Here is a 24,277-nt window from a genome sequence, read left to right as displayed (position 1 = left end):
ACGGGCCACATGGTTCAACGCGACGTCAGCTGTTCTGCCCCGAAGGGCGTCGCAGCAGGGACTCTCTGCGCGCCGCCAGCCGGGCCGACACAGCCGCCCAGTAGCCCGACGCCGCCCAGGCCACCCGGACGGCTGAGCGGGGCGCGAGCAGGGCGCGCAGGCGGGCCGTGCGGCTCGCCCGGGCGCCGAGGGCGTCCGTGACACGACGGGCGTCCTCCGCGAGCCCCGCCGTCAGCCGGGGGTGCGGGGCGTACAGCACCTGCTCGACCGCCGCGGCCAGCCGGTGCACCGCCTGCGACGCCTCGGCTTCGAGGAGCCCGATGCGCACGATCCGCGCCGCGGCCTTCCGTGGTGTCTGGGACTCGTCCGGCACGATTCCGTAGTCCCACGCCGTGTCGGTCACCTCCAGCCACGTCGCCAGCGTGTACGCGGGCGCGTCCGCCTCACCTCGGCCGTGCGCACCGAGCCGCACGGACCGGAGCCGGATCCGCCACAGCATCGGCAGCAGCGGTAGGACCAGCAGCAGGAGCCCGGCCAGTGTGTAGCCCAGGATCTGGAACCACGGAGTGCCGTCGTCCTTCGAGCCGACTGTGGCCGGCGCGGACTGGCTCGGGCACGCATCCAGCTTCTTCTGCTCGGCCAGGCAGTTGCCGCTGGCCGAGGGAGCGGTGGACGGCGCCGCGGACGCCGACGTGGACGGCTTCGGCACCGTCGGTGAGTCCGACCCGGGCGTGTCCCGCTGGGTGTACGACGGCACCGAGCCCCGGTTCGGGGTCGGCTCGAAGCGGGTCCAGCCCACCCCTTCGAAGTACAGCTCGGGCCAGGCGTGCGCGTCCCGCAGTCCCACCGACATCGAACCGTCGGACTGCGGGGAGCCGGGCGTGAAGCCCACCGCGACCCGGGCCGGAATCCCCAGCGTGCGCGCCATCGAGGCCATCGCGAAGGAGAAGTGGACGCAGAAGCCCTGCTTGTCCTTCAGGAAGCGCGCGATCGCGGCCGAGCCGCTGCCCACCTGCACCTGGGTGTTGTAGGTGAACCCGCCGTTCACCGCGAAGTAGTCCTGGAGTTTGACCGCCTGCTCGTAGTGGTTCGTCGAGCCCGCGGTGACCTTGCGCGCCGTGTCGGCCACCACCGCGGGCAGCGACGACGGCACCTTGGTGAACTCGCGCTTCAGGGCCTTCGACGGCTCCGGCGCGTTCGCCAGCTGCGCCGCGGTCGGCTGCACGATCAGGCTCGTCACCTCGTACTGCACGCCGCGCGTGTTCTGGCCGTGGTCACCGACGAGCGTGCGCCCGACCGGCTCGTACCGCCAACTGCCGCCGATGTTCACCTTGCTGACCGGGTACGGCATGGGCAGCCAGTCCTGCGCGTACCAGTCGGCCGCCGAGATGCGGGTCTGGATCTCGCTGCGCTGGACATCGGCCCCGAGGCCGATCGGCGTCGGGAACGTGTCCGGCACGTCCTGGATGTGTCGCTGAGCCGGCTTCCACGCCGTGCCGTCGAAGTCGTCCAGGGACACGATCCGCAGATACATGTCCTGGGTGTCTTCGGTGTTGGTGCGGTAGGACATGACCTGGCGGTCCTCGTCCACGTTCAGGCTGTCGCGGAGCGAGACCAGCGGATTCACCGCGGAGATCGTGCCGCCCCCGGAACCCGATCCGACGCCCGCCCCCGCGACGCCCAGCAGACCGCCGTCGAGGGCGGGCAGGGCGAGCGGAGCCGCCAGGGCGACGCCCAGCGCGACCACGCCGATGCGCCGTCCCGTGCGGACCGGTGCGACCGTGCCCGAGGGGGCGTCCAGACCCTGTGAGCGGGGCGCGCCGCCGAAGACCCGGCCCCACTGGGAGAGCCGGTCGCGGCCCTCCGCCAGAAGCAGCATCAGATAGCCCGTGGCCGCGAGCAGGAACCACAGCCAGGCCCAGCCGCCGCCCGACAGTCCCGCGGCGACCGAGTACAGCGCGAGCAGGGGGAGTCCGGCGGGGGCCGCGCTGCGGAACGTCACCGCGAGGGTGTCCACCGCGAGCCCGATCACCAGGACACCGCCGATCAGCATCAGGCGGATGCCGTCGGACAGCGGCGCCGGAATCGCGTACCGCCCGACGTCGTCCGTGCCCGCCCGGAGCAGATCGCCGAGGTGCCGGAACGCCTCCGGTCCCGGGACGAAGCCGAGGAGCGCCTGCTGCTGGGCGAAGACCAGAGTCAGCAGCATCAGCGTCACCAGCGCCTGCGCCGCCACCGTCAGCGGCCGGGCCAGCGGAACCCGCCGGGTCAGGGCGCCCACACCGGACTGCAGGGCCAGCAGGAACACCGCTTGGAGGAACCATGTCGCCGGCTGGACCAGCGGCAGCAGCGCGCACGCCGCCATCAGTGTGGCCGCCGCCGAATACAGCGTCAGGCGAGCCCGCCCGCTCATGATCGTCCACCCCCAGCCGTACTCCCCGTCGAGGCGGCACCCGTGCGCTGCCGGTCCGCCTGCCGCCACAGATCGGCGAGTTCCGCCCCCCGTGGCACCGTCACGGCGGTCCAGCCCGCCTCGCGCAGCATGCGCAGTCGATCCTCGCTCCTGTCCAACGGGCCGGGGACGTCGGTCGGTTCCCGCACCCAGGTCTCGCTGTCCAGCAGGAAGGCGACGGCCCCGCCGCTGCGCTGGCGCATCTTGGCGAGCACCGTCGCCTGCTCCTCGTCGAGGTCGCCGAGAAAGGCGATCAGCAGCCCTTCGTTGCCTCCACGCAGGACGTCGTAGGCCCGGGAGAGCCCGGCGCCGTCCGAGTGGTCGATGACCGCGAGCGTGTCCATCATCAGTCCGGCCGCGTCCGCCGACTCCTGGCTCGCGCCCGCGAAGCCGTCGGCGCCCTCGCCGGGCACCGAGTTGCCGTCGTCGGTCAGCAGCCGCACCGAGAAGCCCCGCTCGAGCATGTGCACCAGCGTCGACGCCGTGCCCGACACCGCCCACTCGAAGGCGGAGTCCGGGCCGGCGCCCTCGTAGGCGATGCCCCGGGTGTCGAGCAGCACCGTGCAGCGGGAGCGCTGCGGCTGTTCCTCGCGACGGACCATCAGTTCGCCGTAGCGCGCGGTCAGGCGCCAGTGCACCCGGCGCAGGTCGTCGCCGTAGCGGTAGCCGCGCGGGATGATGTCGTCCTCGCCGGCCAACGCCAGCGAGCGCTGGCGCCCGTCGCCGTACCCCTTCGCCTCACCGGTCAGCCGCACCGGCGGCAGCGGTTCCACGCGCGGGATGACCGTCAGGGTGTCGTACGTCGAGAAGGAGCGGGTCAGTTCGCACATCCCGAACGGGTCCGTCAGACGCAGTTGCAGCGGACCCAGCGGATAGCGGCCGCGCAGATCGGAGCGGACCCGGTAGGACACCTCACGCCGGCCGCCCGCCTCCACCCGGTCCAGGACGAACCGGGGCCGTGGGCCGAGCACGTACGGCACCCGGTCCTGGAGCATCAGCAGGCCGGTGGGCAGCCGTGAGACGTTGTCCATCCGTAGATGGACGCGGGCCTCGGAACCGGCCGGTACCCGCCCGGGGAGAGCCGGCGACTGCCCGCGACCCGGTAGCGCGTGCGGTACAGCACGGTCGCGCAGACCAGCGGCAGGACCGCGAGGAGCAGGCCGACCCGGAGCAGATCGCTCTGCCCCAGGACGTACGCGCAGATCGCGGCCGCGATGCCGGCGGCAAGGAAGGAGCGTCCACGGGTGGTGAGACCGGTGAGCGCGGTGCGCAGCCCGCCCTTGTCCTCCTCGGCGTCGCCGGTCCCCCCGGACGTCATCACAGCCTCCGGGGCGGCTGCTGGCCGAACGCGGGCGCGCCGCGGCCCATCGTGAAGCCCGGCTGCTGCTGGGGTGCCGCGGGAACGGCGGTGTGCTGAAGGATCTCCTGGACGACCTGCTCGGCCGTACGACGGTTCAACTGCGCCTGGGCCGTGGGGAGCAGACGGTGGGCCAGGACCGCCACGGCGAGTGCCTGGATGTCGTCCGGCAGCGCATACTCCCGGCCGCTGAGCGCCGCGGAGGCCTTCGCCGCGCGCAGCAGATGCAGCGTGGCACGCGGCGAGGCGCCGAGTCTGAGGTCGGGGTGGGTGCGCGTGGCGGCGACCAGATCCACCGCGTACCGCCGGACCGTCTCCGCGACGTGGACCGTGCGGACCGCGTCGATCAGTTTCACGATCTCGTGCGCGTGCGCCACCGGCTGGAGGTCGTCCAGCGGAGAGATCCCGCCGTGGATGTCCAGCATCTGGAGTTCGGCTTCCGCACTGGGGTAGCCGATGGAGACGCGGGCCATGAAGCGGTCGCGCTGGGCCTCCGGCAGCGGGTAGGTGCCCTCCATCTCGACCGGGTTCTGCGTGGCCACCACCATGAAGGGGCTGGGCAGTTCGTAGGTCTGCCCGTCGATGGTGACCTGGCGCTCCTCCATCGACTCCAGGAGAGCGGACTGCGTCTTGGGGGAGGCGCGGTTGATCTCGTCGCCGATCACGATCTGGGCGAAGATCGCACCCGGTTTGAACTCGAAGTCCCGGCGCTGCTGGTCCCAGATGGACACACCCGTGATGTCCGAGGGCAGCAGGTCGGGCGTGAACTGGATACGCCGCACCGAGCAGTCGATGGACCGTGCCAAAGCCTTGGCCAGCATGGTCTTGCCGACGCCGGGGACATCCTCGATCAGAAGATGTCCCTCGGCGAGCAGCACGGTCAGCGAAAGCCGTACGACCTCAGGCTTGCCTTCGATCACTCCTTCCACCGAACTGCGGACACGCTCCACAGTGGCGGTCAGATCTGTAAGGCTCGCTCGATCGTCATAGGTCGTCACCCGGCCCTCCTCGGCCCGTTCTCGGGCCGACGCCCTGTGCGGACCGGCCCACCCCGAAACACGGACACCACGCGCGAGTGGTTCCGCGTGACGCCACAACCGCATTCTTGTTGCCGTTACCGGTTCGTGTCACTCGCCTGTGGATAACTGGCTGCGATATGTCAGGTCTTGCGACCCTTTGGGCGCCGGTGGGTCGGGGTTTTTTCGTGAAGCGAGGGTCCCACGAGGGCCCCAGGAAGTTTTACGAGGGGCCCGGTGGGAGCGTTCAGGCGGGGTCGATCTCGCGCAGCAGACCCGTCGTCACGTCGAAGACGAAGCCGCGCACGTCGTCCGTGTGCAGGAGGAACGGTGAGGTGCGCACGCGCTGCATCGACTGCCGTACGTCCTGTTCGACGTCCCGGAAGGCTTCGACCGCCCAGGCGGGGCGCTGGCCGACCTCCATCTCCAGGTCGTGCCGGAACTCCTCGGTGAGGGACTCCAGGCCGCAGCCGGTGTGGTGGATGAGAACGACGCTGCGGGTGCCGAGCGCCCGCTGGCTGATGGTGAGGGAGCGGATCACGTCGTCGGTGACGACGCCGCCGGCGTTGCGGATGGTGTGGCAGTCGCCCAGCTCCAGGCCGAGCGCGGCGTGCAGGTCGAGCCGGGCGTCCATGCACGCGACCACCGCGACGTGCAGCACGGGGCGCGCGTCCATCCCGGGATCGGTGAACGCGCCGGCGTACTGCTGGTTCGCCTCGACGAGACGGTCGGTCACGCCGCCGCTCGTGGTTATGGCGTCTTCGGGCTCTGTGGGTACGGATGCAGAAGTCGTCATAGCTATGACGTTACTGGTCAGGTACGAAGTAGTCCTGCTGTGAGAAGGGACAAAGAACGTCATCGCGTCTTGTTGTGAGGTAACCCACATGGGTGTTTAGAGATCGCCTGGATAGGTGATTTTCGCTGATTTACAGCTTTGACCGGGGGTTCGTGGAGGAGTGGTCCGCGACGCGCATGCCGGTTGATTGACCGCGAGACACCGTGGACTAAAGTGACGCGAAGCGGGAGACGAGGCTCTCCCTGCTGGACTGCTTTCCCCTGGAGACCCGGCGATTTTCCGGCGTCTCCCCCGCGTGCGCGGCGCGTACGTACGGCTCGGCCTCCTCCCGCTCCCGGTCGGCTGACGCCACTCACCCGGCGCCAGCAGGCCTCCCCTTCTCGAGCGGGTGGGGACCCGGCGGTGCGTACGGCCGCGCCGGATCTGAGAGGGCCCCTTGAGCCAGAGTCGACACGTCCCGGTGATGCTCCAGCGGTGCCTGGACATGTTGGCCCCGGCCCTCGCCGAGCCGGGCGCCGTGGTCGTCGACTGCACCCTGGGACTCGGCGGCCACAGCGAGGCGCTGCTGGCCCAGTTCCCCGAGGCCCGTCTCGTCGCCCTCGACCGCGACAAGGAGGCACTGCGCCTCTCCGGAGAGCGGCTCGCCCCCTTCGGTGACCGTGCCACCCTCGTGCACGCGGTCTACGACGAACTGCCCGAGGTGCTCGACCGCCTCGGCATCCCCCGTGTCCAGGGCGTCCTGTTCGACCTGGGCGTCTCCTCCATGCAACTCGACGAGGCCGACCGCGGCTTCGCCTATGCCCAGGACGCCCCGCTCGACATGCGGATGGACCAGACGACCGGCATCAGCGCGGCCGAGGTGCTCAACACCTACCCGCCGGGCGAACTGGTGCGGATCCTGCGCGCCTACGGCGAGGAGAAGCAGGCCAAGCGGATCGTCTCCGCCGTCGTGCGTGAACGCGAGAAGGAACCCTTCAGCAACAGCGCGCGGCTCGTCGAGCTGATCCGCGACTCCCTGCCGCAGGCCGCCAAGCGCACCGGCGGCAACCCCGCCAAGCGCACCTTCCAGGCGTTGCGCATCGAGGTCAACGGAGAACTCAGCGTCCTGGAACGGGCGATTCCCGCGGCCGTGAAGGCGCTCGCCGTCGGCGGCCGGATCGCCGTCCTGTCGTACCACTCGCTGGAGGACCGGCTGGTCAAGCAGGTGTTCGCGGCCGGTGCCGCCACCACCGCGCCGCCCGGTCTGCCGGTCGTGCCCGAGCGCTACCAGCCCCGGCTCAAGCTGCTCACCCGCGGTGCCGAACTTCCCACCGAGGAAGAGGTCGCCGAGAACCGGCGAGCGGCTCCCGCACGACTGCGCGGGGCTCAGCGCATCCGCGAGGACGCCGAGTGAGGCACCAGGAGGGGGAGAGCGAGTGAGTAGGAAACCCGAACTCAGGGGGCGGGCCGCCCGGCTCGCCCGGCTTCTTCCCGCCGGCGGGGGCCAGGCCGCCCGCACCCCCTTCGTCCTGCTCGTCGTGCTCCTGCTCGGCGGTGGCCTGATCGGCCTCCTCGTGCTGAACTCCGCCCTGAGCGAGGGCTCGTTCCACCTGGACGACCTGCAGAGGGACACCAAGAGCCTCACCGACGAGGAGCAGGCGCTGCAGCGGGACGTGGACACCTACTCCGCGCCCGACGCCCTCCAGCGCCGCGCCCGCGAGCTGGGCATGGTGCCCGGCGGCGACCCGGCCTTCCTCAACCCGGACGGCAGCGTCAAGGGCGTCCCCGGAACGGCCGCCCAGCAGTCCTCCGCACGCAACCCGGTGGTCCGTCCGCCCGAGGTCCTCGCCCTCACGCAGACCACGGCCCCGGCCACCAGCGCCCCGGCGGCCGCCGTCCCCTCCGCAGGCACCGCCACACGGCAGACCCCGGCTCCGCAGACCCCGGCTCCGCAGACCTCGACCCCGCGGACCCCGACCCCGCAGACCCCCGCCCGCACCCCGTCCGCGCAGCCCTCCTCGACCCCCGGCAGGTGACGGAAGTGTCCGACAGGGAACCGCCGCGCCGTCGTGTGCCCGGCCCCGCCAGGCCCGTACGCCCCGGCGGCCAGCGGCGTCCGGGCCCCGGCGCCCGCCCCGCACGCCGCCCGGGCGCGCCCCGGCCCGGCGGCCCGCAGGCCCTGCGGCTGGGCAGCCCCCGCCCCCGGCTGCGCATGGTCAGCCTCGCCCTGACACTGGTGATGATCGCCTTCGTCGTACGCCTGCTCCAGGTGCAGGCCGTGGACGCCAACGCCTACGTCGCGAAGGCCGAGCAGAACCGCTACGTCGGCCGCACCCTGGCCGCCACCCGTGGCGGGATCACGGACCGCAACGGCGTGGAGCTCGCGACGAGCGTGGACGCGTACGACATCACGGCCGACCCCACGATGTTCACGCAGGACACGACGAAGGTGACGGACGCGCCCGAGCAGGCCGCGGCACTGCTCGGACCGATCCTCGGCCAGGACGTGGACACCGTCGCCAAGAAGCTCCGTACGAAGAACACCCGCTACACCCTGCTCGCGCACCGCCAGACCCCCCAGGTCTGGAAGCAGATCAAGGACCTGAGGAACACGCTCGCGGTCAAGGCGGAGACCGACAAGAGCACCGTCAACTTCCTCGCGGGCGTCGTCGCGGTCCCGGCCAGCAAGCGCGTGTATCCGAACGGCGATCTCGCCGCCGGGATACTGGGCTGGGTCAACGCCGACGGCAAGGGCGGCGGCGGAGTCGAGCAGAAGCTGAACAAGGAACTGGCCGGCAAGGACGGCAAGATCCGCTACGCCCAGTCCGGCGGCCGTCAGGTGCCGACCGCGGGGTCGACGGAGACTCCCGCCGTGGCGGGCTCCGACGTCGAGCTGACCATCAACCGCGACATCCAGTGGGCCGCGCAGAACGCCATCACCCAGCAGGTGAAGGCGTCCAGGGCGGACCGCGGGTACGTGATCGTGCAGGACGCCCGCAGCGGCGAGATCCTCGCCATGGCGAACTCGCCCGGCTTCGACCCCAACGACCTCACCCAGGCCAACGCGGCGGCCCTGGGCAACGCGGCCCTCCAGGACGCGTACGAACCCGGCTCCACCGCCAAGGTCATGTCGATGGCAGCCGTACTGGAGGAGAACGCCGCAACGCCCGCGACCCACGTGGTCGTGCCCAACCGGCTGCACCGCGGCGACCGCCTCTTCCAGGACGACATCGACCACGCGACCTGGAACCTGACGCTCAACGGCGTGCTCGCCAAGTCCAGCAACATCGGCACCATCCTGGCGACCGGCCAGCTCGGCAAGACGCAGAAGGAGGCGAACCAGGTCCTCTATTCGTATCTGCGCAAGTTCGGCATCGGCAGCTACACCGGGCTCGGCTTCCCCGGCGAGACGAAGGGCATCCTCGCGCCCGCCGACAAGTGGTCGACCTCCCAGCAGTACACGATTCCTTTCGGCCAGGGCATGTCGATCAACGCGATGCAGGCGGCCTCCGTCTACTCGACGATCGCCAACGGCGGTGTACGCGTCGAGCCGACGCTGGTGCGCGGCTCCAAGGGGCCCGACGGCCGGTTCACCCCGTCCGCCCAGCCCAAGAAGACGAGGGTCGTGAGCGAGAAGACGGCCAAGACCCTCGCCCAGATGCTGGAGTCCGTCGTGGACGACGAGCAGGGCACCGGCGCCAAGGCGCGCATCCCCGGCTACCGGGTCGCGGGCAAGACGGGTACGGCCAACCGCGTGGATCCGGCCACTGGCAAGTACCACGGCTACACCTCGTCGTTCGCCGGATTCGCCCCCGCCGACAAGCCCCGGATCACCGTCTACTGCGCCATCCAGAACGCCACGAAGGGCAGCTACTTCGGCGGCCAGATCTGCGGACCCATCTACAAGCAGGTCATGGAGTTCGCGCTCAAGACCCTCCAGGTCCCGCCCACCGGAGCGGGGGCCGCCAATCTGCCCGTGACCTTCACGCCGTGATCGATTCCGGCCATATTCCCTGATCAGGACTTGATCAGGGTCCGGCCAGGACCCGGACAAGACCGCACGCACAACGGACCAGGAACCAGCTCGTGACAACGATCACCCCGGATTCCGGGAACCACGGCTCGCCACGCCCCTCGCTTCGCTCCGGCGGGGGTGGGCCCGGTACGCTCACCGCCGTGCCACACGCTGATCAGTCCCAAACCACCCAGAAGGGCGTTCCTGTGACATATCCGGGGCCGCCGCGACCGGTCCAGAACTCCGCCACACCCCTCGCGGAGCTCGCCGATCAGCTGGGTGCCACCGCCCCGGCGTCGAGCGCGGAGGTCACGGGCATCACCCATGACTCCCGCGCGGTGCGCCCCGGAGACCTCTACGCCGCGCTGCCGGGCGCCCGCCTGCACGGCGCCGACTTCGTGACGCAGGCGGCCGGTCTCGGCGCGGTCGCCGTGCTGACCGACCCGACCGGCGCCGAGCGCGCCGCCGCCACCGGGCTGCCGGTCCTCGTCGTCGACGACCCGCGCGGCCTGATGGGAGAGCTCGCGGCCACCATCTACGGCCACCCGGGGCGCGATCTGCTCCAGATCGGCATCACCGGCACCTCCGGCAAGACCACCACGGCCTATCTCGTCGAGGGCGGGCTGAAAACGCTCCGCTCCACCGGCCTGATCGGCACCGTGGAGATGCGTATCGGTGAGGAGCGCATCAAGTCGGAGCGCACCACCCCCGAAGCAACCGACCTCCAGGCGCTGTTCGCGGTGATGCGCGAGCGTGGCGTCGACGCGGTCGCGATGGAGGTCTCCAGCCACGCGCTGGTCCTCGGGCGGGTCGACGGCTGTGTCTTCGACATCGCCGTCTTCAACAACCTCAGCCCGGAACACATGGAGTTCCACTCCGACATGGAGGACTACTTCCGGGCCAAGGCGCAGCTGTTCACACCGCAACGCAGCAAACTCGGCGTCGTCAACCTCGACGACGAGTACGGGCGCAGGCTGGTCGAGGAGGCCACCGTCCCCGTCGTCACCTTCTCCGCCGAAGGACACCCGGACGCCGACTGGCGCGCCGAGGAGGTCGAGGTCGGCCCGATGGACTCGGCGTTCGTCGCGGTCGGCCCCAAGGGCGAGCGGATCACCGCCAAGTCGCCGCTCGCGGGCCCCTTCAACGTGGCGAACACCCTCGCCGCGATCGTCGCCCTCGCCGTCGCCGGGATCGACCCGCAGACCGCCGCCGACGGCATCGCCGCCGTCCCGGGCGTGCCGGGCCGCCTGGAGCGTGTGGACGTGGGCCAGCCCTACCTCGCGGTCGTCGACTACGCCCACAAGACGGACGCCGTCGAATCGGTCCTGCGCGCGCTGCGCAAGGTCACCGAGGGCCGGCTGCACGTCGTGCTCGGCTGCGGCGGCGACCGTGACAAGACCAAGCGGATGCCGATGGGCGCCGCCGCGGCGCGGCTCGCCGACACCGCCGTACTGACATCGGACAATCCCCGCTCGGAGGACCCCCTCGCGATCCTCGCGACGATGCTCGCGGGCGCCGCCGAGGTGCCGGCGCACGAGCGTGGCGAGGTCCAGGTCTTCGAGGACCGGGCCGCCGCCATCGCCGCCGCCGTCGCCCTGGCGCGGCCCGGCGACACCGTGCTGGTCGCGGGCAAGGGCCACGAGCAGGGCCAGGACATCGCCGGGGTGGTGCGTCCCTTCGACGACCGCCAGGTGCTTCGCGAAGCTATCCAGAAGACCCAGGGATGAACTTGTGATCGCCCTCTCTCTCGCCGAGATCGCAGCAGTCGTCGGCGGGCAGACGTACGACATACCGGATCCGGCGGTACAGGTCACCGGACCGGTCGTCAGAGACTCCCGTGAAGTGGAGCCAGGCAGCCTCTTCGTCGCCTTCGTCGGGGAGCGCGTGGACGGCCACGACTTCGCCGAGGCCGTCGTCGCGGCCGGCGCGGTCGCCGTACTGGCCTCCCGGCCCGTCGGCGTGCCCGCGATCGTCGTCGCGGACGTGCAGGCGGCCCTGGGGGCCCTCGCGCGTCACGTCGTCGAACGCCTCGGCGCGACCCTCGTGGCCCTCACCGGCTCCGCGGGCAAGACCAGCACCAAGGACCTGATCGCCCAGGTCCTGCGGAGCAAGGCGCCGACCGTCTTCACGCCCGGCTCGCTCAACAACGAGATCGGGCTGCCGCTGACCGCGCTGAGCGCCACCGACGAGACCAGGTTCCTCGTCCTGGAGATGGGCGCCCGCGGCATCGGCCACATCAGCTACCTCACGCACCTCACGCCACCGAGGGTCGGCCTCGTCCTGAACGTCGGGACCGCCCACATCGGTGAGTTCGGCGGCCGCGAACAGATTGCACAGGCGAAGGGAGAGCTCGTCGAGAGCCTTCCGCCATCGGAAGCGGGCGGTGTCGCCGTCCTCAACGCCGACGACCCCCTCGTACGCGCCATGGCGTCCCGGACGAAAGCGCGCGTGATCCTCTTCGGAGAGTCCGGCGAAGCGGACGTACGTGCCGAGAACGTCCGTCTCACGGACTCTGGACAGCCCGCATTCAGGCTTCGCACACCCTCCGGGTGCAGCGATGTGACCATGCGCCTGTACGGTGAGCATCACGTGTCGAACGCGCTCGCCGCGGCCGCCGTCGCCCATGAGCTGGGCATGTCCGCAGACGAGATCGCCCTCGCGCTCTCCGAGGCGGGCTCCCTCTCCCGCTGGCGGATGGAGGTCACCGAGCGCCCGGACGGCGTGACGGTCGTCAACGACGCCTACAACGCGAACCCCGAGTCCATGCGAGCCGCCCTGCGCGCGCTCGCGGCAATGGGCAAAGCCTCACAGGCACAAGGGGGTCGGACGTGGGCGGTGCTCGGCCAGATGGCCGAGCTCGGGGACGAGGCGCTCGCCGAGCACGACGCGATCGGGCGGCTCGCCGTCCGACTCAACGTCAGCAAGCTCGTCGCGGTCGGGGGCAGGGAAGCTTCCTGGCTCCAACTGGGCGCATATAACGAGGGTTCGTGGGGTGAGGAGTCGGTGCACGTGTCCGACGCACAGGCGGCTGTCGACCTGTTGCGCAGCGAGTTGCGCCCGGGGGACGTCGTGCTCGTGAAGGCGTCCCGGTCGGTCGGGCTCGAACGGGTGGCGCAGGCGCTGCTCGACGGCGGTGCCGAGGGTGAGGTCGCGGCCCGATGATGAACCAGATCCTGTTCGCAGGAGTCATTGGTCTGTTCCTGACCCTGATCGGGACCCCGCTGCTGATCAAGCTGCTGGCCCGCAAGGGCTACGGGCAGTACATCCGCGACGACGGCCCGAAGGAGCACCACAGCAAGCGCGGTACTCCGACCATGGGTGGTATCGCCTTCATCCTGGCGACGATCATCGCGTACTTCCTGTCCAAGGTGATCACGGGCAAGCCGCCGACCTTCTCGGGTCTGCTGGTGCTCGGCCTGATGGCCGGCATGGGCCTGGTCGGCTTCCTGGACGACTACATCAAGATCGTCAAGCGGCGTTCGCTCGGTCTGCGGGCCAAGGCGAAGATGGCCGGTCAGCTGATCGTCGGCATCTCCTTCGCGGTCCTCGCGCTGCAGTTCGCGGACAACCACGGCAACACCCCGGCCTCCACCAGGCTCTCCTTCGTGGAGGACTTCGGCTGGACCATCGGCCCGGTGCTCTTCGTGGTCTGGGCCCTGTTCATGATTCTCGCCATGTCGAACGGCGTGAACCTGACCGACGGTCTGGACGGTCTCGCCACCGGCGCCGCGACCATGGTCTTCGGCGCGTACACCTTCATCGGTGTCTGGCAGTTCCAGGAGTCCTGCGCCAACGCGCAGACCCTGACCAACCCGGCCGCCTGTTACGAGGTACGAGATCCACTCGACCTCGCCGTCGTCGCCTCCGCCCTGATGGGAGCCTGCTTCGGCTTCCTGTGGTGGAACACCTCGCCCGCCAAGATCTTCATGGGTGACACCGGCTCGCTGGCCCTCGGCGGCGCGCTCGCCGGCCTTGCGATCTGCTCCCGCACGGAGCTGCTGGTCGCGCTCCTCGGCGGCCTCTTCGTCCTGATCACCATGTCGGTCGTCATCCAGGTCGGCTCCTTCCGGCTCACCGGCAGGCGCGTCTTCCGCATGGCACCACTCCAGCACCACTTCGAACTAAAGGGGTGGTCCGAAGTCCTTGTCGTGGTCCGCTTCTGGATCATCCAGGGCATGTGCGTCATTGTGGGTCTGGGCCTCTTCTACGCAGGATGGGCAGCCAAGAAGTGACCGACTGGCAGGGCAAGCACGTCACCGTCGCCGGGCTCGGCGTCTCCGGCATCCCGGCGGCCAAGGTGCTGCACGGTCTCGGCGCCGTCGTCACGGTCGTCAACGACGGCGACGACGAGCGCTCCCGGGCGCAGGCCGCGGAGCTGGAGGCGCTCGGCATCACCGTGCGTCTCGGTGACGGCGCCACCCTGCCCGAGGGCACCGAGCTCATCGTCACCGCGCCCGGCTGGAAGCCGGACAAGCCGCTGTTCGCCGCGGCCGCCGCGGCGGACGTCCCGGTCTGGGGCGACGTCGAACTGGCCTGGCGGCTGAGAGGTCCCGACGCGGCCCCCTGGCTGGCCGTCACCGGCACCAACGGCAAGACCACGACCGTGCAGATGCTCGCCTCGATCCTGAAGGCGGCCGGGCTGCGCACGGCCGCCGTCGGCAACATCGGGGTCTCGCTCCTCGACGCGGTCCTCGGCGAGGAGCGGTACGACGTCCTGGCGGTGGAGCTGTCGAGCTATCAACTGCACTGGGCGCCGTCGCTGCGCGCGCACTCGGGCGCCGTGCTGAACCTGGCACCGGACCACCTCGACTGGCACGGCTCCATGGAGGCGTACGCCGCCGACAAGGGCCGTATCTACGAAGGCAATCGGGTCGCCTGCGTCTACAACCTCGCCGACAAGGCCACCGAGGACCTGGTGCGCGAGGCGGACGTCGAAGAGGGCTGCCGGGCGGTCGGCTTCACCCTCGGCACCCCCGGACCGTCCCAACTGGGCGTCGTGGAAGGCATCCTGGTCGACCGCGCCTTCGTCGAGAACCGGCAGAAGAACGCCCAGGAACTCGCCGAGGTCTCCGACGTCAAGCCGCCCGCCCCGCACAACATCGCCAACGCCCTTGCGGCGGCGGCCCTGGCCCGCGCCTTCGGGGTGCCCGCCGCGGCCGTACGGGACGGGCTGAGGGCCTTCACGCCGGACGCCCACCGCATCGCGCACGTCGCCGACGTGGACGGCGTGGCGTACGTCGACGACTCCAAGGCGACCAACACGCATGCCGCGGAAGCCTCTTTGGCTGCCTACGAGTCGATCGTGTGGATCGCGGGCGGGCTCGCCAAGGGCGCGACCTTCGACGAGCTGGTCGCCAAGTCGGCCGAGCGACTTCGGGGCGTCGTGCTCATCGGCGCGGATCGGGCTCTGATCCGTGAAGCCCTTGTGCGACACGCGCCGGAAGTACCCGTCGTCGACCTCGACCGGACCGACACTGGGGCGATGCTCGCGGCGGTTCGGGAGGCGCGGGGGCTCGCCCGCAAGGGCGACACGGTGTTGCTGGCGCCTGCCTGTGCCTCCATGGACATGTTCGCCAACTACAACAAGCGCGGGGACGCGTTCGCGGAGGCGGTCCGCGAACTCGACGCGAGCGCCTGACGGCGGGTCTCGGACGGTCCGGGCGCGCCCGGGACCCTTGGGAGGGACGCGTGACGCCATTGTGGGGACCCCCATCGCCCTGTGGGACGCCCTCCCGGGGCATGGCGGACGGAGCCGGTGATGGTCGGTAGCCGTACTGGCCGTCCCCCGTCCAGCGTGCCCCACGGCGCCCCGCCGGACGCCCCCGTTCCCCACGCGACAACACCCTGCGCCTGCTCGTCCTGCGCGCCCGCAAGGCCTGGGACCGCCCGCTCACCGCGTACTATCTGATCTTCGGCAGCAGCTTGTTGATCACCGTGCTGGGCCTCGTGATGGTCTACTCGGCCTCGATGATCACGGCGCTGCAGCTGTCGCTGCCGGGGTCGTTCTTCTTCCGCAAACAGTTCCTCGCCGCCTCCATCGGCACCGTGCTGCTCCTGATCGCCATGCGGGTACCGGTGAAACTGCACCGGGCGCTGGCGTATCCGATCCTGGCCGGCGCGGTCTTCCTGATGATCCTCGTGCAGGTCCCGGGGATAGGGATGGCGGTCAACGGCAACCAGAACTGGATCTCCCTCGGCGGCTCGTTCCAGATCCAGCCCAGCGAGTTCGGCAAGCTCGCGCTCGTGCTGTGGGGCGCCGACCTGCTCGCCCGCAAGCAGGACAAGGGCATGCTCGCGCAGTGGAAGCACATGCTGGTGCCGCTCGTCCCGGGCACCTTCCTGCTGCTCGGGCTGATCATGCTCGGCGGCGACATGGGCACGGCGATCATCCTCACCGCCATCCTCTTCGGGCTGCTGTGGCTGGCCGGGGCGCCCACGCGGCTGTTCGGCGGCGTGCTGGCGGTCGCCGTGACCATCGGTTTCATCCTGATCAAGACGAGCCCCAACCGGATGTCCCGGCTCGCCTGCATCGGCGCCACCGAACCCGGCCCGAACGACACCTGCTGGCAGGCCGTGCACGGCATCTACGCGCTGGCCTCCGGCGGACTGTTCGGTTCCGGCCTCGGCGCCAGTGTGGAAAAATGGGGCCAACTCCCAGAAGCCCACACCGACTTCATCTTCGCCATCACCGGGGAGGAACTCGGCCTGGCGGGGACGTTGTCGGTGCTCGCCCTCTTCGCGGCTCTAGGCTATGCGGGTATCCGCGTGGCCGGACGCACGGAGGACCCCTTCGTGAGGTATGCCGCGGGAGGCGTGACCACCTGGATCACGGCCCAGGCCGTGATCAACGTCGGTGCGGTGCTCGGTCTGCTGCCGATCGCCGGAGTCCCGCTCCCGCTGTTCTCCTACGGAGGGTCCGCCCTGCTGCCGACCATGTTCGCCATCGGGCTGCTGATCGCCTTCGCACGCGACGAGCCCGCTGCGCGGGCGGCGCTTGCGATGCGGCAACCCCGCTTTGGTAGAAAGCGTGCTGCGGTGAGAGGCTCCGCGGGGGCCGCGGGGCCTCGGAGATGGAACACGATGCGACGGCGTGCCTCGGCGGCGCGTTCGTCCGGAGAGCGGTGAATTTCGGTGCATGTCGTACTCGCCGGCGGGGGGACCGCCGGCCACATCGAGCCCGCGCTCGCCCTCGCGGACGCCCTGCGCAGGCAGGACCCGACCGTGGGGATCACGGCCCTGGGCACAGAACGCGGACTTGAGACCCGGCTCGTACCGGAGCGGGGCTACGAACTCGCGCTGATCCCCGCCGTTCCGCTGCCCCGCAGGCCCACACCCGAGCTGATCACCGTCCCGGGGCGGCTGCGCGGAACGATCAAGGCGGCCGAGCAGGTCCTGGAGCGCACCAAGGCGGACGCGGTCGTCGGCTTCGGTGGCTATGTGGCGCTGCCCGCCTACCTCGCGGCCAAGCGCCTCGGCGTGCCGATCGTGATCCACGAGGCCAACGCCCGGCCGGGCCTCGCCAACAAGATCGGTTCCCGGTACGCGGCGCAGGTCGCCGTCTCGACCCCGGACAACAAGCTGCGCGGCGCCCGCTACATCGGCATCCCGCTGCGCCGCTCGATCGCCACCCTCGACCGGGCCGCCGTACGCCCCGAGGCGCGCGCCGCGTTCGGTCTCGACCCCTCGCTGCCGACCTTGCTGGTTTCCGGCGGCTCGCAGGGCGCGCGGCGCCTCAACGAGGTCGTCCAGCAGGCGGCTCCCTACCTCCAGCAGGCCGGTATCCAGATCCTGCACGCGGTCGGCCCGAAGAACGAACTGCCGCAGGTCCACCAGATGCCGGGAATGCCCCCGTACATCCCGGTACCGTACGTGGACCGGATGGACCTCGCGTACGCCGCGGCCGACATGATGCTCTGCCGCGCGGGCGCGATGACCGTCGCCGAACTCTCCGCCGTCGGGCTGCCCGCCGCCTACGTCCCGCTGCCCATCGGCAACGGCGAGCAGCGGCTGAACGCCCAGCCGGTGGTCAAGGCCGGTGGCGGTCTCCTTGTCGACGACGCGGAGCTGACGCCTGCGTGGGTTCAGCAGAACGTGCTGCCCGTGCTCGCCGACCCGCACCGGCTGTACGAGATGTCCCGCGCCGCCAGCGAGTTCGGCCGCCGGGACGCCGACGACCTGCTCGTCGGCATGGTGTACGAGGCGATCGCCTCTCGCCACCGCTAGGACCGCATGAGGGAAGGCAGGGAGCGTGGCCGGACCGACGACCGCCGAGCGCGGTGAACGGCAGAAGGTGGAGTCCGGCTCGCCCCGCCTCAGGCGGCTGCGTCGCTTTCGTATGCTCATCATCCTTTTGGTCGCGGTGGTGTTGGCGACGGCAGCCGCGCTCTGGCTGCTCTACGGCTCGCCGTGGCTGCGGGTCGAGAAGGTGTCGGTCTCCGGGGTGCGGGTCCTGACGGACCGGCAAGTGCTCGACGCGGCCGACGTGGCGGTCGGATCGCCGCTGATTTCGATCGATACCGACGCCGTCGAGGCGCGATTGCGCCGCACATTGCCCCGAATTGACTCGGTTGATGTCGTCCGATCCTGGCCGCACGGAATCGGGCTGAAAGTGACCGAACGCACCCCGGTGCTCATTCTCAAAAACAGCGGAAACGGCGGCAAGTACGTCGAAGTGGACGCCAAGGGTGTGCGTTTCGCGACGGTTTCGGCCGCCCCGAGGGGTGTGCCCACACTGGAATTGGCCGTGTCCAAGGCGGCCGTACTGCGCCGCTTCCCGGTCGACCGGCTGGTGCGCGAGGCGGTGGGGGTGGCGGGGGACATTCCGGCCGCGGTCCGTCGCGACACCCGGATCGTCAAGGTCCGTTCGTACGACTCGATCTCGCTGGAGTTGAGTGGCGGACGCAGCGTCGAGTGGGGGAGCGGCGAGAAGGGCCGCGCGAAGGCCAGGACGCTCACCGCTCTCATGAAAGCAGCTCCAGGGGCCCGGCATTTCGATGTGAGCGCCCCCATCGCCCCTGCGTCATCGGGGAGTTGACGCACATCAGCGCAGGCCAGCACCCTGGTTGGGCAGCGCTACGGCTGATCACATAGGGTGAAAAGAAAAACGGGAGGTTCGGCGTGTTCGTTGAACGTGCGCCACTTGTCGACTTAGTGTCCTGTTCGGAAGAGTCCAAGGAACAGACACACTGGTAACCCTAAACTTCAGCGTTAGGGTTCGGGTCGGCGTTCGGACCGTCCCATTCGGCATCAGTCGTCGGATCGCGAGCGTGCGAGGCGACGACACGTAACTCGAGGCGAGAGGCCTTCGACGTGGCAGCACCGCAGAACTACCTCGCAGTCATCAAAGTCATCGGTGTCGGCGGCGGTGGTGTCAATGCCATCAACCGGATGATCGAGGTCGGTCTCAAGGGCGTCGAGTTCATCGCCATCAACACGGACGCGCAAGCTCTGTTGATGAGCGACGCCGACGTCAAGCTCGACGTCGGCCGCGAACTCACGCGCGGACTCGGCGCCGGAGCCAACCCGGCCGTCGGCCGCAAGGCGGCCGAGGATCACCGCGAGGAGATCGAGGAGGTCCTCAAGGGGGCCGACATGGTCTTCGTGACGGCCGGTGAAGGCGGCGGCACCGGCACCGGCGGCGCGCCCGTCGTGGCCAACATCGCCCGCTCGCTCGGCGCCCTCACCATCGGCGTGGTCACCCGCCCCTTCACCTTCGAAGGACGGCGTCGGGCCAACCAGGCCGAGGACGGCATCGCGGAACTCCGCGAAGAGGTCGACACCCTCATCGTCATCCCGAACGACCGGCTGCTGTCCATCTCGGACCGCCAGGTCTCCGTCCTCGACGCCTTCAAGTCGGCGGACCAGGTCCTGCTGTCCGGTGTTCAGGGCATCACCGACCTCATCACCACGCCCGGTCTGATCAACCTCGACTTCGCCGACGTGAAGTCCGTGATGTCCGAGGCGGGTTCCGCGCTCATGGGCATCGGCTCCGCCCGCGGCGACGACCGCGCCGTGGCGGCGGCCGAGATGGCGATCTCCTCGCCGCTCCTGGAAGCGTCCATCGACGGCGCACGCGGCGTCCTGCTCTCCATCTCCGGCGGCTCCGACCTCGGCCTGTTCGAGATCAACGAGGCCGCCCAGCTGGTCAGCGAGGCCGCACACCCCGAGGCCAACATCATCTTCGGCGCGGTCATCGACGACGCGCTCGGCGACGAGGTGCGGGTCACCGTGATCGCCGCCGGCTTCGACGGCGGCCAGCCGCCGGCCAAGCGGGACAACATCCTCGGCTCCACCTCCGCCAAGCAGCGCGAGGAGCCCGCGCAGGTGCGGGCCGCCGAGAGCCGTCCGTCCTTCGGCTCGCTCGGCAGCGTCACGCCGAAGGAGGCCCCGGAGCCCACCCCGGAGCCGGTCAACGAGGTCCAGGTCGCTCCGCCGGTCCCGCCGTCCCGCGCCTACTCGGACAGCGCGGCCGAGGAGCTGGACGTGCCGGACTTCCTGAAGTGATAGGACATCGCTCCGAAACGAGCACCGTGAGCGGCGCGCACTTCGCCTTCACCGACCGGTGGGGCGGGGTGAGCGCCGTTCCGTACGAGGAGCTCAACCTCGGCGGAGCGGTCGGCGACGACCCCGACGCCGTACGGACCAATCGTGAACTGGCCGCCAAGTCGCTCGGACTGGACCCGGCCCTGGTCGTCTGGATGAACCAGGTGCACGGGCCGGACGTGGCGGTGGTCGACGGACCGTGGCTCTCCGCGGAGATCCCGTCCGTCGACGCGGTCGTGACCGCGCGGCGTGGGCTCGCCCTCGCCGTCCTCACCGCCGACTGCACGCCGGTCCTGCTGGCCGACCCGGTCGCCGGGATCGCGGCCGCCGCCCACGCGGGACGGCCCGGCATGGTCGCCGGGGTCGTCCCCGCCGCCGTACGGGCCATGGTGGAACTCGGCGCCGAGCCCGAGCGGATCGTCGCCCGCACCGGACCCGCGGTCTGCGGCCGGTGCTACGAAGTGCCGGACGAGATGCGCGCCGAAGTCGCCGCCATCGAGCCGGCGGCGTACGCCGAGACCAGCTGGGGCACTCCCGCGGTCGATGTGACCGCCGGAGTGCACGCGCAGCTGGAGCGGATCGGGGTGTGCGACCGGGCGCAGTCGCCGGTGTGCACGCTGGAGTCGGACGACCACTTCTCGTACCGACGGGACCGCACGACCGGGCGGCTCGCGGGCTATGTCTGGCTGGACTGATGGGGCATGACGGAACGTAAGGCTCAACTCGCCGCAAACCTGGCGAAAGTGGAAGAGCGCATCACGGCGGCCTGTGTGGCCGCCGGGCGCAAGCGTGAAGAGGTGACCCTGATCGTGGTCACCAAGACCTACCCCGCCGCTGATGTGCGGATCCTGTCGGAACTCGGTGTGCGCAACGTCGCCGAGAACCGGGACCAGGACGCGGCACCCAAGGCCGCGGCTTGCTCGGATCTGCCCCTCTCGTGGCATTTTGTCGGTCAATTGCAGACCAACAAGGTGCGTTCTGTGGTCGGTTACGCGGATGTGGTGCAGTCCGTGGACCGTGCTCGGCTTGTCACGGCGCTGTCGAAGGAAGCGGTGCGGGCGGAGCGCGAGGTGGGCTGCCTCATCCAGGTCGCCCTGGACGCGCAGGAGAGCGGCCGGGGTGAGCGGGGAGGCGTCGGAGTCGGCGGAATCGAAGAGTTGGCCGACCTCGTCGCCGGGGCACCCGGGCTCCGGCTCGACGGACTGATGACCGTCGCACCGCTCACCGGGGCATACGCGGGACGCCAACAGGCGGCGTTCGAGCGGCTGATGGATTTGTCGACTGCTATGCGCCGCACGCATCCGGCTGCGAACATGGTGTCTGCAGGGATGAGTGCGGACCTCGAGCAGGCCGTGGCGGCCGGAGCGACACATGTACGCGTCGGTACGGCGGTACTCGGAGTCCGACCCGGGCTCGGGTAACGTCGCCAAGAAGTCGGACCACAGCAGAAAATATGGTCATTACCGCCACTGGCGGGCATAACGACCTCGTGGATCGCGGGCACTTGGCAATTCGTCAGCCGATCCACCACAGAGCGGAGGACTCAGAGCATGGCCGGCGCGATGCGCAAGATGGCGGTCTACCTCGGCCTCGTGGAGGACGATGGGTACGACGGCAGGGGTTTCGACCCCGATGACGAGTTCGAGCCCGAGCTCGATCCGGAGCCCGAGCGTGACCGGCGGCGGCACGAGCCGCCCCACCAGTCGCATCAGGCACATCCGTCCCAACGGGACGAATCGGTACGAATGGTGCAGCCTCCGGCGCCTCGCGATCCGGTGCCGCATTCCGCTTCGCTCACTGCGGAATCCAGCCGTCCGGCGCGGATCGCGCCCGTGGCATCCATCACACAAGAACGCGCAAGCCTGGAGAAGAACGCACCGGTGATCATGCCCAAGGTCGTGTCGGAACGAGAGCCGTACCGGATCACCACACTTCACCCGCGGACCTACAACGAGGCCCGTACCATCGGGGAACACTTCCGTGAGGGCACCCCGGTGATCATGAATCTGACTGAGATGGATGACACAGATGCGAAGCGACTTGTCGACTTTGCGGCCGGTTTGGTGTTTGGTCTCCACGGCAGCATCGAGCGGGTGACGCAGAAGGTGTTCCTGTTGTCGCCTGCTAACGTCGATGTCACGGCGGAGGACAAGGCCCGCATCGCAGAGGGCGGGTTCTTCAACCAGAGCTGAGACGCAGGACCGGATCAAGGTACGGAAACAGGGGAGAGGGAAGCGCGGATCATGAGCGTGGTCGGGCAGGTTCTCTACGTCGCGCTGACGTGTTTCCTCGTCGTGTTGATTTTCCGGTTGGTCATGGACTACGTCTTCCAGTTCGCCCGCTCATGGCAACCCGGCAAGGCGATGGTGGTCGTTCTTGAGGCCACCTACACTGTCACCGATCCACCGCTCAAGCTTCTGCGGCGGTTCATTCCGCCGCTGCGTCTCGGGGGCGTGGCGCTCGACCTGTCCTTCTTCGTACTGATGATCATCGTCTACATCCTGATCTCCGTCGTGAGCCGGCTGTGAACGATACGGTCTTGCCGAATGCCGACGACTACGTTGAGGTGAAGAGATGCCGTTGACCCCCGAGGACGTGCGGAACAAGCAGTTCACGACCGTCCGCCTCCGAGAAGGCTATGACGAGGACGAGGTCGATGCCTTCCTCGACGAGGTCGAAGCCGAACTGACGCGACTGCTCCGCGAGAACGAGGACCTGCGCGCCAAACTGGCGGCGGCCACGCGCGCGGCTGCGCAGAACCAGCAGCAGGGCATGCGCAAGCCGCCCGAGCAGCAGGACCAGCAGGGCCCGCCGCAGGGCATGCGAGGTCCGGGCGCGCCCGTACCCGCCGGCATATCGGGCCCGCCGCAGCAGCAGATGGGTGGCCCCATGGGTGGGCCGCCCCAGCTGCCGAGCGGTGCGCCGCAGCTGCCCGCGGGCCCCAGTGCCCAGGGCGGCCAGCAGGGCCAGGGCCCCATGGGTCAGGGTCCGATGGGCCAGGGCCCCATGGGTCAGGGTCCGATGGGGCAGGGCCCCATGGGTCAGGGTCCGATGGGCCAGGGCCCCATGGGTCAGGGTCCGATGGGCCAGGGCCCCGGTCAGCAGATGCAGCAGCAGATGCCGGGCCAGATGCAGCCCCAGATGCAGCAGCAGATGGGTGGCCCGATGGGCGGCCCCATGGGTGGACCCATGGGCGGTCACGGCCCGCAGATGCCGCAGCAGGGCCCCGGTGGCGACAGCGCCGCGCGTGTCCTCTCGCTGGCCCAGCAGACCGCCGACCAGGCGATCGCCGAGGCCCGCTCCGAGGCCAACAAGATCGTCGGCGAGGCCCGCAGCCGCGCCGAGGGTCTCGAGCGTGACGCCCGTGCCAAGGCCGACGCTCTGGAGCGGGACGCGCAGGAGAAGCACCGTGTCGCGATGGGCTCCCTGGAGTCCGCCCGCGCCACGCTGGAGCGCAAGGTCGAGGACCTGCGTGGCTTCGAGCGCGAGTACCGTACGCGTCTGAAGTCCTACCTGGAGTCGCAGCTGCGCCAGCTGGAGACGCAGGCGGACGACTCGCTCGCACCGCCGCGCACTCCGGCCACGGCCTCCCTGCCGTCGCCCTCCGCGCCCTCGATGGCTCCGGCCGGTGCGAGTGCGCCGTCGTACGGCGGTCAGGGCATGGGCGGTGCCCCGGCACCGGCGGCGCCCTCCTATGGCGGGCAGCAGCAGATGTCGCCGGCCATGACCCAGCCGATGGCTCCGGTACGGCCCCAGGGACCGTCGCCGATGCAGCAGGCCCCCTCGCCGATGCGTGGGTTCCTCATCGACGAGGACGACAACTGACGGCCTTGAGTACGCCTTAGGCGTCGGCAGCGTTCAGGGCAGAGCCCCGGATTTTTCCGGGGCTCCGCCCTTTTGCCGTGCTGTTTCGGGCGGGGGCGTTTCGGGCGCGCGTGCGGTTCCTTGGGGCATCTGTACGGGGTACGCAACGCCGAAGGCCGGGGCCCACCAAGATCTTTGGTGGGCCCCGGCCTTCGTTCTTCGGCTGCGGACGGGTGGGGGCTGCTCGCGCAGCTCCCCGCTCCCCTGGGAACCTTCAGCCTGTCCGGCGTTCGAGGACGAGGCCGTTCAAGGTGAT

The 24,277-nt window shown here is 70.1% G+C and carries 18 protein-coding genes and 2 pseudogenes; 16 read left to right on the top strand and 4 right to left on the bottom strand.

The genetic code is table 11. The annotated features are described in order from the left end of the window. Positions 1-25: 25 nt before the first annotated feature. From AAFF41_RS14920 to AAFF41_RS14905, 4 genes and pseudogenes are all read right to left on the bottom strand, one after another. Positions 26-2,413: a transglutaminase TgpA family protein gene (locus AAFF41_RS14920; protein ID WP_319752459.1), complete on the bottom strand. Its 2,388-nt coding sequence runs from the start codon at positions 2,411-2,413 to the stop codon at positions 26-28. Continuing rightward, positions 2,410-3,770 (bottom strand): annotated as a pseudogene (locus AAFF41_RS14915) (DUF58 domain-containing protein). The gene AAFF41_RS14920 and the pseudogene AAFF41_RS14915 overlap by 4 nt, the downstream one beginning before the upstream one ends. Further along, positions 3,770-4,807: an AAA family ATPase gene (locus AAFF41_RS14910; RefSeq protein WP_054231500.1), complete on the bottom strand. Its 1,038-nt coding sequence runs from the start codon at positions 4,805-4,807 to the stop codon at positions 3,770-3,772. The pseudogene AAFF41_RS14915 and the gene AAFF41_RS14910 overlap by 1 nt, the downstream one beginning before the upstream one ends. A 265-nt stretch (positions 4,808-5,072) precedes the next feature. Next, the gene (locus tag AAFF41_RS14905; protein ID WP_054231499.1) at positions 5,073-5,621 is read right to left on the bottom strand and encodes a beta-class carbonic anhydrase; all 549 of its coding nucleotides are present in this window, start codon (positions 5,619-5,621) and stop codon (positions 5,073-5,075) included. Between the two features lie 436 nt (positions 5,622-6,057). On the opposite strand from AAFF41_RS14905, the gene rsmH reads away from it, so the two are divergent. From rsmH to AAFF41_RS14825, 16 genes and pseudogenes are all read left to right on the top strand, one after another. Beyond that, complete coding sequence (gene rsmH / locus AAFF41_RS14900; RefSeq protein WP_343324066.1) at positions 6,058-7,014, top strand: 16S rRNA (cytosine(1402)-N(4))-methyltransferase RsmH; 957 nt, start codon at positions 6,058-6,060, stop codon at positions 7,012-7,014. Between the two features lie 22 nt (positions 7,015-7,036). Then, positions 7,037-7,636, top strand: coding sequence for a cell division protein FtsL (gene ftsL / locus AAFF41_RS14895; RefSeq protein WP_319752456.1), 600 nt, complete (start codon positions 7,037-7,039; stop codon positions 7,634-7,636). A 5-nt stretch (positions 7,637-7,641) separates the two neighbouring features. After that, a complete protein-coding gene (locus AAFF41_RS14890; protein ID WP_343324065.1) occupies positions 7,642-9,594 on the top strand; it encodes a peptidoglycan D,D-transpeptidase FtsI family protein in 1,953 nt (650 codons plus the stop codon). A 227-nt stretch (positions 9,595-9,821) separates the two neighbouring features. Continuing rightward, on the top strand, positions 9,822-11,342 hold the full coding sequence (locus AAFF41_RS14885; protein ID WP_319748364.1) for a UDP-N-acetylmuramoyl-L-alanyl-D-glutamate--2,6-diaminopimelate ligase: 1,521 nt from the start codon (positions 9,822-9,824) through the stop codon (positions 11,340-11,342). A 4-nt stretch (positions 11,343-11,346) separates the two neighbouring features. Further along, positions 11,347-12,777 carry a UDP-N-acetylmuramoyl-tripeptide--D-alanyl-D-alanine ligase gene (locus tag AAFF41_RS14880; protein WP_343324064.1) on the top strand — a complete coding sequence of 477 codons (1,431 nt, stop codon included), beginning with the start codon at positions 11,347-11,349 and terminating at the stop codon, positions 12,775-12,777. Further along, positions 12,777-13,847, top strand: a complete 1,071-nt coding sequence (gene mraY / locus AAFF41_RS14875; protein WP_177323990.1) for a phospho-N-acetylmuramoyl-pentapeptide-transferase — start codon at positions 12,777-12,779, stop codon at positions 13,845-13,847. The genes AAFF41_RS14880 and mraY overlap by 1 nt, the downstream gene beginning before the upstream one ends. Next, positions 13,829-15,253, top strand: a complete 1,425-nt coding sequence (gene murD, locus AAFF41_RS14870) for a UDP-N-acetylmuramoyl-L-alanine--D-glutamate ligase (protein ID WP_343324063.1) — start codon at positions 13,829-13,831, stop codon at positions 15,251-15,253. The genes mraY and murD overlap by 19 nt, the downstream gene beginning before the upstream one ends. Positions 15,254-15,373: 120 nt before the next feature. Further along, positions 15,374-16,740 (top strand): annotated as a pseudogene (ftsW, locus tag AAFF41_RS14865) (putative lipid II flippase FtsW). 6 nt (positions 16,741-16,746) lie between these two features. Then, the gene (gene murG / locus AAFF41_RS14860; protein ID WP_319748360.1) at positions 16,747-17,838 is read left to right on the top strand and encodes an undecaprenyldiphospho-muramoylpentapeptide beta-N-acetylglucosaminyltransferase; all 1,092 of its coding nucleotides are present in this window, start codon (positions 16,747-16,749) and stop codon (positions 17,836-17,838) included. A 25-nt stretch (positions 17,839-17,863) separates the two neighbouring features. Further along, a complete protein-coding gene (locus AAFF41_RS14855) occupies positions 17,864-18,649 on the top strand; it encodes a cell division protein FtsQ/DivIB (RefSeq protein ID WP_343324062.1) in 786 nt (261 codons plus the stop codon). Between the two features lie 275 nt (positions 18,650-18,924). After that, a complete protein-coding gene (gene ftsZ / locus AAFF41_RS14850; RefSeq protein ID WP_060902082.1) occupies positions 18,925-20,118 on the top strand; it encodes a cell division protein FtsZ in 1,194 nt (397 codons plus the stop codon). 26 nt (positions 20,119-20,144) lie between these two features. Then, the gene (pgeF, locus tag AAFF41_RS14845; RefSeq protein WP_319748358.1) at positions 20,145-20,852 is read left to right on the top strand and encodes a peptidoglycan editing factor PgeF; all 708 of its coding nucleotides are present in this window, start codon (positions 20,145-20,147) and stop codon (positions 20,850-20,852) included. A 6-nt stretch (positions 20,853-20,858) separates the two neighbouring features. Continuing rightward, positions 20,859-21,578, top strand: a complete 720-nt coding sequence (locus AAFF41_RS14840; protein WP_319748357.1) for a YggS family pyridoxal phosphate-dependent enzyme — start codon at positions 20,859-20,861, stop codon at positions 21,576-21,578. Between the two features lie 129 nt (positions 21,579-21,707). Beyond that, on the top strand, positions 21,708-22,349 hold the full coding sequence (locus AAFF41_RS14835; RefSeq protein WP_319748356.1) for a cell division protein SepF: 642 nt from the start codon (positions 21,708-21,710) through the stop codon (positions 22,347-22,349). Between the two features lie 51 nt (positions 22,350-22,400). Continuing rightward, on the top strand, positions 22,401-22,685 hold the full coding sequence (locus AAFF41_RS14830; RefSeq protein WP_075026383.1) for a YggT family protein: 285 nt from the start codon (positions 22,401-22,403) through the stop codon (positions 22,683-22,685). A gap of 46 nt (positions 22,686-22,731) precedes the next feature. Continuing rightward, complete coding sequence (locus tag AAFF41_RS14825) at positions 22,732-23,982, top strand: DivIVA domain-containing protein (RefSeq protein WP_143601379.1); 1,251 nt, start codon at positions 22,732-22,734, stop codon at positions 23,980-23,982. Positions 23,983-24,277 lie beyond the last annotated feature (295 nt).

It is taken from the genome of Streptomyces mirabilis (genome assembly GCF_039503195.1).
Lineage (GTDB): Bacteria > Actinomycetota > Actinomycetes > Streptomycetales > Streptomycetaceae > Streptomyces > Streptomyces mirabilis_D.
Note: the sequence above shows the minus strand (reverse complement) of the source record. Positions and strands in the feature narration are given on the sequence as shown.

Excerpts from the sequence above, each read along its gene's own strand:
- AAFF41_RS14920 (WP_319752459.1), bottom strand. The coding sequence starts at position 2,413 with ATGAGCGGGCGGGCTCGCCTGACGCTGTATTCGGCGGCGGCCACACTG.
- AAFF41_RS14905 (WP_054231499.1), bottom strand. The coding sequence starts at position 5,621 with ATGACGACTTCTGCATCCGTACCCACAGAGCCCGAAGACGCCATAACC.
- mraY (WP_177323990.1), top strand. The coding sequence starts at position 12,777 with ATGAACCAGATCCTGTTCGCAGGAGTCATTGGTCTGTTCCTGACCCTG.
- murD (WP_343324063.1), top strand. The coding sequence starts at position 13,829 with ATGGGCAGCCAAGAAGTGACCGACTGGCAGGGCAAGCACGTCACCGTC.
- AAFF41_RS14840 (WP_319748357.1), top strand. The coding sequence starts at position 20,859 with ATGACGGAACGTAAGGCTCAACTCGCCGCAAACCTGGCGAAAGTGGAA.
- AAFF41_RS14835 (WP_319748356.1), top strand. The coding sequence starts at position 21,708 with ATGGCCGGCGCGATGCGCAAGATGGCGGTCTACCTCGGCCTCGTGGAG.
- AAFF41_RS14830 (WP_075026383.1), top strand. The coding sequence starts at position 22,401 with ATGAGCGTGGTCGGGCAGGTTCTCTACGTCGCGCTGACGTGTTTCCTC.
- AAFF41_RS14825 (WP_143601379.1), top strand. The coding sequence starts at position 22,732 with ATGCCGTTGACCCCCGAGGACGTGCGGAACAAGCAGTTCACGACCGTC.